15 protein-coding genes are annotated in these 14,764 nt (G+C 58.8%); 9 read left to right on the top strand and 6 right to left on the bottom strand.

Going from position 1 to position 14,764, the window contains the following annotated elements; genetic code table 11:
• Window positions 1-473: 473 nt before the first annotated feature.
• From AC07O0_RS18840 to AC07O0_RS18850, 3 genes are all read right to left on the bottom strand, one after another.
• Window positions 474-1,274 (bottom strand): hypothetical protein, encoded by an 801-nt coding sequence (locus tag AC07O0_RS18840; RefSeq protein WP_494625208.1) that lies wholly within the window; start codon window positions 1,272-1,274, stop codon window positions 474-476.
• Window positions 1,271-1,513: a hypothetical protein gene (locus tag AC07O0_RS18845; RefSeq protein ID WP_494625209.1), complete on the bottom strand. Its 243-nt coding sequence runs from the start codon at window positions 1,511-1,513 to the stop codon at window positions 1,271-1,273. Before AC07O0_RS18845 ends, AC07O0_RS18840 begins: the two co-directional genes overlap by 4 nt.
• A gap of 86 nt (window positions 1,514-1,599) precedes the next feature.
• Entirely contained in the window at window positions 1,600-1,782 is a 183-nt protein-coding gene (locus AC07O0_RS18850; protein ID WP_494625210.1) for a hypothetical protein, read from the bottom strand.
• A 257-nt stretch (window positions 1,783-2,039) separates the two neighbouring features.
• On the opposite strand from AC07O0_RS18850, the gene AC07O0_RS18855 reads away from it, so the two are divergent.
• Together AC07O0_RS18855 and AC07O0_RS18860 are read left to right on the top strand one after the other, a co-directional pair.
• Entirely contained in the window at window positions 2,040-3,113 is a 1,074-nt protein-coding gene (locus AC07O0_RS18855; RefSeq protein WP_494625211.1) for a PGN_0703 family putative restriction endonuclease, read from the top strand.
• Window positions 3,110-3,463, top strand: a complete 354-nt coding sequence (locus AC07O0_RS18860; RefSeq protein ID WP_494625212.1) for a DUF2958 domain-containing protein — start codon at window positions 3,110-3,112, stop codon at window positions 3,461-3,463. Before AC07O0_RS18855 ends, AC07O0_RS18860 begins: the two co-directional genes overlap by 4 nt.
• Window positions 3,464-3,472: 9 nt before the next feature.
• Here AC07O0_RS18860 and AC07O0_RS18865 read toward each other — a convergent pair whose 3' ends face one another.
• A complete protein-coding gene (locus tag AC07O0_RS18865; protein ID WP_494625213.1) occupies window positions 3,473-3,718 on the bottom strand; it encodes a hypothetical protein in 246 nt (81 codons plus the stop codon).
• Between the two features lie 129 nt (window positions 3,719-3,847).
• Between AC07O0_RS18865 and AC07O0_RS18870 the strand changes: the two genes are divergently transcribed.
• The 4 genes from AC07O0_RS18870 (at window position 3,848) to AC07O0_RS18885 (ending at window position 7,404) form a co-directional block, all read left to right on the top strand.
• The gene (locus AC07O0_RS18870) at window positions 3,848-4,111 is read left to right on the top strand and encodes a hypothetical protein (RefSeq protein ID WP_494625214.1); all 264 of its coding nucleotides are present in this window, start codon (window positions 3,848-3,850) and stop codon (window positions 4,109-4,111) included.
• Window positions 4,112-4,454: 343 nt separating this feature from the next.
• Entirely contained in the window at window positions 4,455-5,828 is a 1,374-nt protein-coding gene (locus AC07O0_RS18875) for a DNA cytosine methyltransferase (protein WP_494625215.1), read from the top strand.
• A gap of 4 nt (window positions 5,829-5,832) precedes the next feature.
• The gene (locus tag AC07O0_RS18880) at window positions 5,833-6,945 is read left to right on the top strand and encodes a hypothetical protein (RefSeq protein ID WP_494625216.1); all 1,113 of its coding nucleotides are present in this window, start codon (window positions 5,833-5,835) and stop codon (window positions 6,943-6,945) included.
• Between the two features lie 36 nt (window positions 6,946-6,981).
• A complete protein-coding gene (locus AC07O0_RS18885; protein WP_494625217.1) occupies window positions 6,982-7,404 on the top strand; it encodes a very short patch repair endonuclease in 423 nt (140 codons plus the stop codon).
• Window positions 7,405-7,748: 344 nt separating this feature from the next.
• On the opposite strand, the gene AC07O0_RS18890 is transcribed toward AC07O0_RS18885, so the two are convergent.
• Together AC07O0_RS18890 and AC07O0_RS18895 are read right to left on the bottom strand one after the other, a co-directional pair.
• Window positions 7,749-11,462 carry an anti-phage protein Upx-like protein gene (locus AC07O0_RS18890; RefSeq protein ID WP_494625218.1) on the bottom strand — a complete coding sequence of 1,238 codons (3,714 nt, stop codon included), beginning with the start codon at window positions 11,460-11,462 and terminating at the stop codon, window positions 7,749-7,751.
• A 179-nt stretch (window positions 11,463-11,641) separates the two neighbouring features.
• The gene (locus AC07O0_RS18895; RefSeq protein WP_494625219.1) at window positions 11,642-11,902 is read right to left on the bottom strand and encodes a helix-turn-helix domain-containing protein; all 261 of its coding nucleotides are present in this window, start codon (window positions 11,900-11,902) and stop codon (window positions 11,642-11,644) included.
• Between the two features lie 212 nt (window positions 11,903-12,114).
• On the opposite strand from AC07O0_RS18895, the gene AC07O0_RS18900 reads away from it, so the two are divergent.
• Genes AC07O0_RS18900 through AC07O0_RS18910 form a run of 3 tightly spaced genes read left to right on the top strand, consistent with a single transcriptional unit; the run spans window position 12,115 to window position 14,543 of the window.
• Window positions 12,115-13,425, top strand: a complete 1,311-nt coding sequence (locus AC07O0_RS18900) for a GYF domain-containing protein (protein WP_494625220.1) — start codon at window positions 12,115-12,117, stop codon at window positions 13,423-13,425.
• Between the two features lie 53 nt (window positions 13,426-13,478).
• Window positions 13,479-13,874 carry a hypothetical protein gene (locus tag AC07O0_RS18905; protein ID WP_494625221.1) on the top strand — a complete coding sequence of 132 codons (396 nt, stop codon included), beginning with the start codon at window positions 13,479-13,481 and terminating at the stop codon, window positions 13,872-13,874.
• Window positions 13,875-13,928: 54 nt separating this feature from the next.
• On the top strand, window positions 13,929-14,543 hold the full coding sequence (locus tag AC07O0_RS18910; protein WP_494625222.1) for a hypothetical protein: 615 nt from the start codon (window positions 13,929-13,931) through the stop codon (window positions 14,541-14,543).
• The last annotated feature ends 221 nt before the right edge of the window (window positions 14,544-14,764 follow it).

Genomic DNA, 14,764 nt, shown 5'->3' on the forward strand with positions numbered 1-14,764 from the left:
CCCACGCGGCGAGCTGTGAAGCGGCTGCGCTCGGTACTATTTACCTTTACACCCCCTACAAATCCGTAAGCACTCCCTCTGCCTGCCTCCGGCAGTGCACTGCACTGCCCAACCACACTCTCAGGACAGCCACTGCCGGCAGAGCAGCCACCGGCACAACCACTCCACCCACACTCTCCCTTCCCACGCACTCCCAGCCCCGACAGCCAACCTTCCCCGATCACTCCTGCCTACGGTCCCTCGGGCCAAGGGCAAGCTTCCCGGAAACCTCCGCCATCCATTCATCGAGACCACAGCCGCGACCGCCGGCCGGCGCCTTCATAACCGTCATTCCGGACACGGGCTTCATCGCGTCAGCGGCCGGCGGCAGGGCTTCCACACCCACGAACTGGCCTTCATCCCGCCCGAGAAGGCGGCCGCGTTCCGCGAATGGGCGCCGGCCGGGACATCGCCGCCGGCCAGCGTCTTCGTCGTCAGGTGTCGAGAGAGTTCATCAAGGTCATGAACCCCGTATCGAGCTCCGCCGTCTCGATCGTGCGGCGATACGCGCCGAGCTCGGAGCCATCATAAAGATAGTCCAGTTGGCCATCATCCAGGAAGCGGGAGCGAAAGCGCGCCGCTCTCTGGGCCTTCATCCCGATGTTGTGCGACCCCGAGGCGAGCTGCGCGCAGTGGACCGGCGGCTTCAGCACGAAGGGTTCGCATTTGAAGACCGCACGCGCGTCGACCAACTGACCATCGCCGAGTTGCAGAAGCTGCCCTTCAGCCAAGCTCTTCGTGATGTAGCGGAACCACCCCCAGCACCGAGCCACCCGATCGATTTCCTTGCTGCTCTTGTCGACTTTCACGAAGAACGCTTCGGGATCGACCGAGACCTGCCCCGCCAGCCGGGCCAGGCACCGCGGCGCCCATTCCCGGAACGCGGCCGCCTTCTCGGGCGGGATGAAGGCCAGTTCGTGGGTGTGGAAGCCCTGCCGCCGGCCATTTTCGTGAACATAGATGTAGAAGTGTCGCGAACTCGCAACTCGGGCGCGCTTCATGACGCGCAACTTCGGCCGGCCTGCTTCGGCGCCGACCTTGAGCCACTTGCCGACCTCGTGGTTGAACAAGGTCAGCAAGCGGGACGCCTTGGCGTGATCTTGAACGCCGTACCGCTCCCAGGCGATGACCATATGAGCGGTTGGGACCACGCCGTACTGCCACATCAGGAATGACAGCCTGTCGTAGAGTTCAACGACAACCGGCCCGGTCAGGACCGGATGGCGCTCCTTCATCGGCGAAGCGACTTATGAAACGGATTGCCGGGCACGATCTCGCCGGTGAACGGCTTCGATGGCAACGGCGGCAGGTTCATAAAGTCCCAGTTGTTGGCCTTGATCCGGTCGATATGGGGGAAGATGGAGCGAGCAATATCATCGACTGGTTTAGGCTGCGGCGCGGCAGGTTCGGCAACGAAGTCGAACGGGACCGCCTTCCACCCGTTGTCCAGTAGCCATTTAACGTCATCATCCATGGGAATGTCCAAACTTGGAGGGGAGCGCCGGCACCAGAACGGCGCCGGTCTTCAGTAAGGTGCGGTAGGTGACCGATTCCACCGGATCAGATCTCGATGCCGATGGTGTCGAACAGACTCGGCATCACGATGGGCGGCAGCGGCTCGGGCCGCAGCGCGTTCGTCGGCTTGGACTTCTTGCCGCGAGGCTTCGACGCCTTGCAGTTGTTCGCGTCCTTCGCGAGGGACGTGAACGGGTCCGTTGAATGGTCGAGGGGATTATTACTCATTGCGCATTCTCCTCATGTGAAAACTACGGACATGTGCCGTACACGGAAGTTGAAACGCAGCGGTTCGCGGCTAGGTCCCGGTTTCAAAGGGAGTTTTATTTCATAAATAAATCAATAGTTTACAATTTTATCTGCCGAGTTTCTAATTGCTAATTCCTATTGGTAATTTACGAGTTGAGCACTTGGAGTGCTAACTGTGTGAATTCATACGCACCAAAATTGAAGCCCTTCTGCATCTCATCGCAGAGGAGGCCTCATTGGCGCCCGACTACCTCGATCCGCTCCCATTCGTCCCGCTGCTGCCAGCGGAACTCCTCCGCAAGCACTACGTCCATGAGCCGCTGGACCATCGCTTCCGTTCGGCCGCGCGCCTGCTCCAGGCGATGTGGCGCGAGGACCGCGAGCTGCCGATCGGCCACTACCGCATCGACGGCAAGCGCAAGAAACTCGGCTCGCGTATCAGCCATGCCGCCGCCAAGTCCGGCGAGAACTTCATGGCGCCGGCCATCGCCGCACTGGTGCGGCGCGAACTCGCCTATCGCGAACCAGCCGCGATGATCGACGAGGCGCGGCTCTTCGGCAACTTGCTGAGCTCGATGCCGCTCGCCTTCAACGTCTTCGGCCTGCTGAAGCTCGACCTCGCCTTCGCCTCGCGCGTCTTGGCCGAGCTTTTCCCCGATCTAGCTGGTGCCCAAGTCCAGGCCGTTCTGTTCGAGCACTCGCCCGGCCGCGGCAATCCGGTTCTGACTGGCGATCATTCTGCCTTTGACGTGCTCCTCCGCTACGAAAAACCGGATGAGACGAGAGGCTTCGTGGCGATCGAGATGAAATACAGCGAGTCTTGCCAGGAACCCGCCCTGGCGATCCGGCCGCGCTATGACGACCTCGCCGAGGTCTCCGGCCTGTTCGTCGAACCCCGGAAGCCGGCGCTGCGTACCAACCCGTCGCAACAGCTCTTCCGCGAGCATTTGCTCGCGCAGACGATGCTGATGCGCGGCGACTATGACGAGGGCCGGTTCGTCGTCATCGCGCCGCGGCTCAACACCTTGGTCGCGAGCGCCATCGCCGGCTATCAGGCCGAGCTCAGGCCGGCCGGGGACGATCAGGTCAGCTTCGCCAGCATCACCCTGGAAGACACCATCGTCGCCCTCGCCATGGCCGGCGAGGAGAAGTACGCGGCCAGGCTGTACCGCCGGTATTGCGACTTCCAACTCGTCGACGGGGAACTCAACCTGTTCTGGGCCGGCGACGGCCCGATCGGGACAGCCAGCGAACCCGCCGCCGTGACGGCCGCCGGCCCGCTCAAGCTCCTGCCGGGAGGGCGCGCATGAGCGCGCCCTTCATCATCCCCTCGGCTGAACGAGAGCGCCTGCTCGCCAACGGCCGGCTCAGCGCCGCGGGCGAAGAGCTCGACCCGCTCCCGGTCGTGAAGCTGTTCATGGCCGACGCAGACGCGGTCTGGCTCCTCTCCGAGCTCGATCCCAGCAACCCCGATATCGCTTTCGGGCTTTGCGATCTCAGCGTTGGCGAGCCCGAATTGGGCTATGTCTCGCTCGCCGAACTGGCAGGGTTCCGTGGCCGGCTTCACCTGCCGGTCGAGCGCGATGCGCATTTCCGCCCTGACAAGCCGCTCTCGGCCTATGCGGCGCTCGCCCGCGCCCACTCACGGATCATCGCCTGACCGGTGCTGCTAGCTTCTCGACTGCACGCGAGCGAGCTCCTCCCGGTTCATCGCGTGCATCTTCCCGCGAGCGAGAGCGGCCAGATCACCGAGATCGTCGATCTGCTGCTGCTCGAACCCCTGGGCTAGCGCCTCCACCTTCCAGGCCTGCGCCAGACTTTCGACCTCGACCTCCTCGACATCTCTGTAGGCCGATGCCTCGTGGTGCTGCTCAACATAATTCTCAAAGGACTCTTGGGCGGTTTCGTCGGTCATGGGGCGCTCTATCTGTCTTTACCAGAACGGGAATTAGCCACCGGCGCGCCGTTCTTCAAGCCGCACTAGAGTGGCTCCCAAATCGGTCCGTTCCCGTATTCAATCAGGCCCATTCACTGGCAGAGAGCCATGCTCGGCAACATCGTCGACCACCGCACTGACAGGCTCAATCCGCACGTCGATGTGGTGTTCGAGCCCTCTGTTCATGACGACCAGCGCCGCCGCTGCGAGCCCTTCTTCGATTGGGACGAGACGGCCAACAGTGGCGCCTACTTCGCCGTGGTCTGGCAGTACGGCACCACCATTCGTGAGGCTGTCCTGCGGGCGGAACGGGACTGGTCGTTTCCCGTCACGGCCTATCTCTACGATCGGGGCTCGGCGCCAGCCGGATGAGAGAAATCGGCCCGAAAAGATCCTCGACAGGGCGCCTGGATCGGCCGGTATTAAACCATACCTATAAGCGGCTCATCGAGCTGAACTTTCCAGACCGATCTTCCAAAACCACATCCCTGCGCTTCCACAATTGCGGTTCTGGAAGAGTAGGGACAATGGCTGGGCGGAACGCTCCGGGACTGCCCTGGCTCATTGCCTAAATCCCTTACTCCACGTGCAATTTCCTTTCGAGAGCGGGCTTCCCTTGCGGTTTTGCGGCGTTTGGTGATCGTCCTCTAGGGATTGGCGAATCTTTAAGAACATAATAGGAACATACAACGCTATGCGGAGCGAGGGCTGGCAAATGGACGGCAGGGGACCAGACGATGCAGAGGCTGGCCGCGGGGCGCTGCTGCGGGCAGGTTTCGCCCGCGGCCTAACCGTAGTCGACTTGTTCAGCGGAGCGGGCGGCCTTTCCGAGGGGTTCCGGCAAGCCGGCTTCACTGTCTTGGCTGGCAGCGACAATGATCCCGACGCTCTGGCTACTTTTGCCTACAATTTCCCTGAAGCTCGGACAATTTTGGGCGACATTCGCGACGGAGCCATCAAGGAGCAGATTCTCGATGTGGCTCGCCAAGCGGCGGTGCTCGTAGGAGGCCCGCCTTGCCAAGCGTTCTCCCAGGTGCGCAACCACGCGCGTATGATCGATGATCCGCGCAATTCCCTCTATCGCGAGTTCGTGGACACGCTGCGGATGGCTCAGCCACCAGCTTTCGTCATGGAGAACGTGACCGGCATGGACCAGATGGGGGTTCGGGAGCAGATTCTCGCCGACCTCTCGCTTGACGGTGAATATGACGTGCGCGCGCAAGTCGTGGATGCTGCGGACTTTGGTGTGCCTCAGACGCGCAAACGTTTGCTCTTTCTCGGTGTCCGGCGCAGCGCTGGAGTAAGCGCCCCCACGCTTGCGGGCTCAGGTGTTACCGATTCTCTCGTGTTGGCCCGATTCACCGGCGAACGCCGACCCCGCTATCAGTTGGTGATCCAGCAGAATCTGCTCAGCATGCGGCTCGCAGAAGCCTTGGAAGACAGCGAAGATCTGACTGCGGTTACTGCTGCTCAAGCGATTTCGGACCTTGCCGATCTCCCTGTCGGCAATCGTGAGAACGAACTGAGTTGGAGCGGGTTGCCCGAGCCCACTAGCGCCTATCAACGGCTCATGCGCGCCCAGTCGCGCAAGAGCGCGTTCAATCTGCAAGTCCCCCGTATCAATAAAGATACTGAAATGCGGTTGCGTGACATTCCGCAGGGTGGAAATCACCGCGATCTCCAAAAAGAACTTCTTGGCCGTTATTTGACTGGCCAGCGGTGGGGCCAGGACAACGGCACCGGCAAGCTTTCAAGGAAGCATTTCTATGCATACCGGCGCCTCCACCCGGCGCTCTGGGCATGGACTCTCAACACTAAGGCTGACTGTGTTTATCACTATGCAGTGCCGCGCGCGCTGTCAGTGCGCGAACTAGCACGCCTACAGTCGTTCCCCGATCATTTCGTCTTCACGACGGATCTGCGCCGTGGACCTCTTGAGGGGCGTCACGATGGCGGTCCCGCGCACTCCCGTTATCGTCAAGTCGGAAACGCGGTTCCCCCGCTTCTCGCCAAAAATGTGGCGCAGAGCCTCATGTATGCGCTTAATGCCCACAACGATCAGGAAATGATTCGCTTGATGGCGGGATAATCGGATGGCCGAGGAGGAAGTCCTCCAACCAGAAAACGGTACTACAGCTGAAAAGGAAGCGGTTGAGCGTGCGTTCGGCGCTGACAACCGCAACCGGCTTATCGATCAATACTTCGACACCACGGCGGGCGGAAGCATTACACCTGCCGATGCGTGGCAGCACGTATACCGCTTGCTGCTCTGGTCCGATCCAACGACCGGCCTCGCCCATTGCTACGAGAGCGACAAGTCGCAGCCCGGAAAACCCTGGTATGCCCGTTCATTGGCTTTCCATGATTGGCTCTGTTCAGAGCTGGGTGTAAAGCCGGATGCGCTCGGTCACGAGATTGATTGGCTATTCATAAAGGCTTGTTCCGATCTGGCGGATGCCATGCTCCGCCGGGAGGCGCGTCTCGTTGAGGTCGCGGCGGTGCAGCGCCAGCCCTACCGCGATCGCGACTTCCCCGAGCCAGGCGCCGATCCCGAGCTCGCGGCGATCATCAAGACTTCACTAGGGCCCTATCTTGCTCAAGAGCCGCCGGAAGAGCGCTGGCGCGCGGTGACCCAGAAGGTGCGCCAATTCCTGGCTGTGCAGAACAAACGCAAAAACCTCGTCGGCGAGGGTTTCGAGGACGTTCTCGCGCAAGTGGTCCGCCGAGCCTGCGGAGTGCAGAAGGCGTCCGTTCAGACCAGGAGCCTCCTTTACGAGATACCCGGCTTCAACCGTGCGCGGCAAGGCGGCAAGGAGAACAAGGTCGACTTAGCCATCATCCGGCCCACGATGCGCACCCTCGTCACTGCGAAATGGAGCGTCCGCGCAGACCGGGAGAAACAGTTCCCGACTGAATATGATGAATATATCAATGCCGAGTCAGAAAATCGGAAATTTCAATATGTATTCGTGACAAACGAGTTTGATCCGGCGCGGCTCATGCGTGCTTGCGAGAACCTCCACCGCAACAGCTTGATGTTTGACCATGTTGTCCACATTAACACCGATGCTGTACGAGCCACATATGGTAAGCTCCGGCCTACGCGAGGAGATACCATTATCTCTTGGCGTCGGGTGCTCGATCACATCGATAGCGGACGCCTCGTAAGCTTGGAACATTGGCTGACCAACTTGGCTGATCAATAAGCGGTCTCAGAACCTGCCCGATACGTTTATTGTTTCATGGATAAGCTCTCTCCCAGCCGGCGTAGCGCGAACATGCGCGCTATCCGTTCGAAGGACACGAAGCCAGAACTGATCGTGCGCATGGCGCTACGAGCGATGGGGTTTAGCGGCTATCGCCTGCACCGCAAGGATCTACCAGGACGGCCTGACATTGCATTCATAGGGCGCAAGAAGGCGATCTTCGTTCATGGCTGCTTCTGGCACGGGCATGATTGTCGCGAAGGCAGCCGCCGCCCGAGGTCGCGGCAGGATTATTGGCTGCCGAAGATCGCTAGCAATCAAGCGAGAGACGAGCGCCAGCAGCGAGAACTGGCAGACAGAGGCTGGGATGTGCTGATCCTCTGGGATTGCGAGACGCACAGAAACGATCTTGCTGCCCAGCTAGCGAGCTTCATGCAGGACTCTCCGCCACTCCGATAGCTTGGCGGGATGACGTTCGGGGAAATTTCGCATGCTGGGACGGTGCGTTCGCTCGCCTCAAACTGCTGCTTCGGCACGATGTTTCGTGAGGCCGTCCTGCGTGCGAAACGAGACTGACCGTTCTCGGTCACCGTGTGCATCTACGACCGCGGCTCAGCGCCGGCCGGGTGATGCCGGCTTGGGAAGGGATTCGGCATGTATCGTAGGGCAAGCTCGTGGATGATAGCCCCTTGAGAAATCTATCAAGCGCTGCTTCCTCGATGGGCTTTCCACATCCCGCGTCCTTACGCTGCCAAAACTGCAGCTCTGGAAGCGTAAGGATTACAGCGGCGCATGCGATCAACTCACGAGTGGCCGAAAAAATCGGCCAGCCGGTCAAATGTCAAAAGTTTTACAGCATGGCCTATCCGTTCTGCTGCAAAGTTCATCGGAACCGTGTTCGAAAAGACCAAGGCACCGTCAATCAGCGCATCCGGTAAGCTAAGATATTTTTTGAAAGCAGGTATATTTGCCTTGGCCAGCTCAACTCGCTTTAGATGTTTTCCTAATAGATCAAGCCGTCCTTTTTCGTCCGATTCGCCTCGAAATTTTGATAGTTGCTTTGCGATCTCGCTTGGGGTTTTGGCGAACTGAAGGTCTTTGCATTCGAGTAAGAAGACCCGGCCATCGTCATTCCAAGCGAGAACATCAATGTCGCCGGGGTCCTCGCTTAACCCGCCAAGGATCTGCTGGAATTTTACCCCCCGCTTCGCAGACCAACCCAACCCTTTAAATTGTTCAACGACGACATCCTCAAATTCATCAGCTTCTTTTGCGACAATATGCTCTCTCCATCTCTTCATTTCCTTTGAAGCGAGCGTGCCGATATCAAAGTTTCCATAGTAAAAACCATGGAAGAGAACAAGGAAGGCATCTCGGAGCATTCCGGGGGCAACTAGCACCTCAGATTCGATCGCCGCGTCCAGTCTCAAAATTGGGCGGCGAGCGACAGACAGGCGTCGGCGAAAGCGCCACGGCTGCCGATCCTGATCGGTAAATGGAGGAGCCACGCTTTTCCATTTGGCTCGTGGCGCCAGTTCAAGCGCCGAAACAAATTCCTCAGCGCAGATTATACGCGCACTTAGATAAGTAACAAGATCGCTACGGGGAAGAATTTCCCAAGCCTTCTCCGCCTGGAAGAGGCGGTCCTCCAATGCTTCGACAGCGGTCCGGAACTCATCGAATGGCACACCCATTTCTGCCTTCCACGCGGATAAGAAGGCGGGATCAATTTTGTGGATCTCTCCATCAGACACGATATTAGGTTGACGAAGTAGGTCCGCATAATCGCGTCGATTTTTTTCAATTTGGCTCGACGCAAACGACTTTCCGATGGGTGTTACGATCGATTCAAAGAAATCGGTATCAATCTGGACCTCGCCAGCCGGCGATATTCGGATTTCTGGCTTCATGCCTTCATAGTGGATCGCATCCGAGTACCCACCGAGATAGTGAATGATCATGGCCTGCGCCATAAGGCGCGAAAGATCGATATCCGCAGCTTGAATTCCTGATCCAAGAGGACTCTCGCAAAGAGCTGCTTCAATAATTATCCTACTGGCCAAGGAAATTCCGTTTGCCTTTGCGATTCTCTCAAATATATCCTCTCGTGAAGCCTCTGGATTTCCAGATAAGCTTAAAATCGCTGTCGCCGTCCTTTCCCACTCATTTTTGTCTATAAGTGCGGCCTCATGGTTTCGGACAACTCGTTCTACGAGTTGTCGACGCTCGAACCGCGACAAGTCGGCGCAAAACGCATTCTCCGCGGCAGTCGTTATGGCATTCAATGCCTTGGTGCAGTTTTCACGTCCACGGACGACACCGCCAGGTCGAGGGACGCCATGCCAACCGAGCCCCAGCCGAACGGCGCCATCATCGATTGCGCTAATCCTTGCAAAACGTCTGCCCACAGCACTTCGAACGTGGTCTCGAAACCCTTGAGGGGCAAACGCATGAAGTTGGCGAGCCGATGGCGATGGCACTATTTCGCTAATCAACTCTTCAAGATTAGGTACTTCGCTCTTAAATAAATTCAAAGCGGCAGATACGAAAGATCGAACCAGCTCGGCCTCTGATACGTTATCAGCATGGGATAATCCGAGAAAAAAGCCATCCGAAATCTCACTCTCTATCGTTACGTTTTCGACATCGATTCGGGTCCTGATCGAAGCGGCAATTTCTGCTCTGGAGGGAGGGTCAATGTCTTGAGTCCGTTGGACGGGCCAATTCCCCGCGACTAATCTCCAAGTCAGCTTTTCTGGCAGCTCGGCGATCGAGCTAAGCAGAGTTGGCGCAATTCGCTCCCACCAAACCGACTGCATCTCAAAAATAGGGTAGAGATTCGCTACATCCTTGGTTTTACCAACGGTCTCGATCCACCATTCTTGCTTTTCTCCGATCCAGACGGCGCGAAAACGACCACGAACAGCATCTGATTCGGATACGTAAATGCGCTGATCTCTCTGGCTAGACCTACTACCGCCATCCTTTTTTCGTACAATGATTGCGTCCTGTGTCGGCGTATTGACTACTCGCAAATCAAATTTCTTGTGGTGCTGTGCTCTTATATCCAGATGTGCATTCGTCGGGATCATGAGCATTGCGTCGTGCGCACCTTCCGGTAGCGCCTCGTGAGGAATGACGTGGCCACGATTCTGGACGGCAAAACTCAACCTTGCCAGCAAGCCATTAATCGCAGCTAGCGGAAACCCCTTAGCTGCGGCGTCTTGCTCAGCAAAAAGGAATTTTAGAAGCTCTTTTATGTTAATGTCACTGCGCCACCCAAGTACTTCAAGGTCATATGACGTTAGCCCTTCAGTAGTCCAATTTTTGGGGGCGCTGAGCTCAATCATTTGCGCTCGACCGAAACCACATAAGACGACCAAGCTCAGGCCCGCTTTAAATCCTGACGCACTTGCACATCGTTCGGCCGTGTTCTTAATCTCTATCTCAAGCTGGTTGGATATGGTCGTGCCGCTCGGGCCAGGTCGGTCGAATCCTGTTACTTCGAAGTCTTTAAAGTCATCGCAAACCAATACCAAGTGAACCCAATATCCCGGCCCGATTTCAACGGGATCTGAGGGTATTACGCACGATGACATGTCTATTTGCGTAGGCAATAGAGGCAGTTCATGTATTAGAGGATTGACGGAGATTTGATCGGTCTGTGACTGGAGTAGTAAAGTGCGCAACGGTATCAGGCCACCTGCCTCGATACATGAGGCAATGATGGCCCGTCGAATTGCGAGGCCAACAGCCGAGGGGAGCGCAACGATGAGCTCTTCGCCAGACTGGACCAACGGCTTGGCTTCGAGGAAACGGTCACCCGATCCGCCATAGCCGACCTGTCGTTCGCTCAGCCGCGTTACAAAGCGTTCAAGCAGATGTAGGTGGGAGGTGCCACAAAGTATGGCCAGCTCTTCACTCTCGAAGGTTACGCGCCGCGCCAACGTTTTGAGCGTAGGCAACGCGGTGAGATCGAGATCGTTTTGCCCGAATTCTTCCCCTTTCGTGTAGGCTTCGATCTCTGCTCGCTCGCAAACGGTATCCGATATGGCGAGCAAGCACCGACAAACCTCGCGAAGGCTGAGATACGGCCCTCGTTTCGGCATAGTCATCAACACATTCAGTAAATGCTGGAGGTAATGACCATTGGCCTCGGCCAGACCTTCAAGCACGCGGTAGTTCTTGCCGTCCAACCAAACGCGAGTTGCAAATACATCTTCGGCCGGGTCTTCGAGAAGAGAGACCGCATTTCCTACCTGCTTGAACCAGCGTGAAGCATCCTGTTTTACCGGCTTCTTTCTGCCGGCGGCGTTTGCCACGGCGAGGTGACAGATCGCTTCGAGTCGAACGGTGTTTGCTTGCAACGCAGGGACTGTCAGAAGCCCTCCAGCTGCAGCGACACACGATCGAAAATCGTAAGCCGTGAACAACGACCCCAAGGAATCTAAATGCTGAGAGGCATGCGCATTAAGATACCTCTGAGCATCGAATAAATTCTCAGGCAGTTCGAACATGACCCGTCTTTCTCGCGTCAAGCTATGCGCAAAGCCGCGGCTATTTATGTCTCTTGAGACAATTCGCTGCAGCGAATCGCCACTAACTTAGTAGGAGCTTGATGGCGATCCGCCGGGGGCTCAAGCCTGCTCGCTACCAGCGGAACCGTGCGCCGGCATTCAATTCCGGTGGCCGCAAATCACTTCGCGCGTCGTCCACTTTTCATCGGTTTTGGTGGTTCCTCTCCAGCCTCTGGCGCATGGAGGAGATGGCTAACGTCAACATCGAGCGCTGCGGCAAGCCGGTCGAGGAGGTCTACGGTCGGATTGAACTCCTGCCGTTCCATGCCGCTGATGTAGCTGCGATCCACGTTGGCGTCGACGGCCAGGTTCTCCTGCGAGAGGCCTCGCTCAACCCTGATCCGTCGCAGATTCCATGCCACTCGCGTCCGCGCATCCATGAGCGCGAAGCCAGCAACTTGCCGTGCCGTAAACCATCGAATATGTTCAACACAATTCGGTAGCGCACGAAAGAAACTGCGTGTTCGCGTGAATTGCACCGAGGAAGCGGGGGAGTTCGCAGACAGTAGCCAGGACGATCGCGACTCGAACGCGATTGGTCTGTCTTTGCTCGCCTTCGCTGCATGGAATTCGGCGACGAAGGCGAGCTGGCGTGAGCGACTGGTATTTCGAGAAAAATGGCGAGCGCGGCGGGCCGGTCAGTGCCGACGAGCTCAAGACGATGGTGTCGAGCGGGGCGATCAGCCTCACCAATCTGGTCTGGACGGCAGCCTTCGGCAGCGAATGGAAGCGGCTCGGCGATACAGAGTTTGCCCCGCCTCAGCCGATCAAGCCGCCGCCGTTGCCGAACAAGGAGCCGCCGGCCCTCCCGCCCAATCCCGGTCGGCCGGCTTCCGAGCCGAGCGACTTCTTCGACAGCGAGCTGACCAAAGCGTTGATCGGCAAGAAGCAGGACCACTATCTCGCGAAGTGGCGGACGATCCTGGCGAAGGCCGGCGGCGATCCGGCCAAGATCGCGACGACCAGTTCATGGAACTGGCCGGCGCTGTTCCTGCCTTATGGCTGGCTCCTGTATCGTCGCATGTATGTGCTCGGCGGCATCGTGCTCGCCGTCCAGCTCGCTTATGTGCTGCTCCCGGACAGCGTGCCGACTTCGGTTGCCCGCGCCTTCCTCTTCGCCACCTTCGGCCTGGGCGTCGTGTTCGCGCTTTACGGCAACGCCTGGTATCTCGACGTTGTCCGCAAGCGCTGGGAAGCCCTGCGCCAGGAACCGGACCAGGCCGTCGCGCTGGCGAAGGCCAGGCAGACCGGCGGCGTCAATCTCGTCGCGCCGATCGTGGCGTTCGCCCTCGTCATCGCCGCGGCGGGCGTGCCGCATCTCAATCTGCCGAGCTGGGGCGGCGGCTCGGTCGCGCTAGTCCGCGACGGCTACATGACCGGCTATTCCAGCACGACCATCGGCAAGGCCCTGGCCGCCAGCTTCGACGATGCCGAGTGGCAGCCCTTCACCTCCGACAAGGGAGCGACGGTGGTGAAGTTCACCGGCCGGATCAATGCGAGCCTGCACGCGAACGCGATCGAGCAGCTCATGCGGCCGGTCAACGAGGCCGCGACCGAAAACGACATCAATGCGCGCTATGGCAGCTACGACACGCTGCTGCCCTACTACCAGACCGCGATCGAGCATCTGAAGGCCCGCAACCGGCTTCAGCCGATCGCGGACAAGCATGGCTGCGCGCAGCAGACGACCCTGGCGGCCTGCGATGCGATCCGGGCGACCTTCACGCTGATGCGCGACGTGGTCCAGACCTGGGCCGAGGATGCCTATTGGCCGGTGGGCGAGCCGGTCGAGATCCAGTGGACCGTCAATCCGGATGGACGCAGCTTCAGCCTGGCCAGCATGAACAGCAATGCTTGGAAGGGAAAGGCGTTCAGCGACATCTTCGCCGTGCTCTACGACTGAGCGAGCCCCGCGCCAGCAACCCGCATCTCTTCAGCCAAACGCGAGGCTCGACCATGCGCCTGCCCCTTATCATCGCCGCCTGCATGGTGGCCACCGCCGCCGTTGCCCAGGTGCCGCGGATCAAATGGAGCCCGATGGACTTCCCGCCGAGCACGACCATGGAGGTCACCATCCAGGGCGAGCAGCGCGATCTTGGTCCGTTCCGGATCTTCTACGAGTTCGCGAAGATGCAGAACTGGTCCTGCGCTCTCGACAATGCGGGGGGACCACGCTCTGGCCCCTCGACGCTAAGCTGTCAGGCGCCGGGCAAGCCGGCCTGGGATTTTTACGTCGACCACTATCCCGACGAGAAGCGGCTGGTCTTCGTCGAAGGCAATTTCGCCGGCAATCCACGTACGGGCGAAGAGGTCGGCGGCATGCTGGCGATCTTCTTCAAGAACATGCGCTGAGCGATCAGCCGTGCGCCCCGCCAAATCCTACCGTTTCCCGCCACCAGGTGTCCGATGAGCAGAACCGCTATCCTTCTCGCCGCTGCCCTGACTTGCTCCATTGTCAGCAGCAGCGCGATCGCCCAAGTGCAGCCTGCCCCCCAAAACGGCGAGATCGCGGCTACGGTCACCACGTTCTGGATCACCACCAAAGCGCACATACGGCCGGATCTGAAATCCTACGTCCGCTATTCGGTGAACAGGGACGCGACGACGCTGATCCAGCAGATGAGTTTCGTCTGCCCCAAGAGCCGGCGCACATCCACCCATCTCGACTTCTTCCTGAAGGACATGATCGCGCAGGGCGCGCCCTATCCGTCGCTGCACAACAAGATCGACGGCCAGTTCAGCCTCGACGGCCAAGGCCCGTTCACGCTGCCGGGCGTTTCCCTCGGCATCGAGCTCTATTTCGATCGCTCGCCCATGGCCTACAAGCAACTCGACCAGGTTCTGAACGCCAAGCTCATTCAACTGCGCCTCGGCCAAGCCACGCTGGCCTACAACACCGATGGTGAATTCGACGAGCTCATGCGCGAGATCCTGCCCGAGAACACGAGCTTGACCGGCTTCTTCACCACCGAGGCCATGCTCGCCGATTGCCGAAAATACCGCGGGGAGAGCGCCCGGTAGGAAGCGCCCAGCGGGCTCGACGGTGGGCCACAGGAGTGGTACACGCGATCAAAATCAGCGGCTTCTAAGTGATTGATTTTGCATAGCTAAGGGCGGATTTGGGCCAGTCCCGCCCTGTCCGCCATTTAGTCTGTCAGCTTCAGCCCTCAGCGCAGAATCGCCAGAAATGGCCGGTATTTCCGTGCTTTGAAGGCGCCGGGACGTTCTCAGTTTCGTGGCCG

The sequence above is a fragment of the Allobosea sp. GW821-FHT10B12 genome (assembly GCF_059415545.1).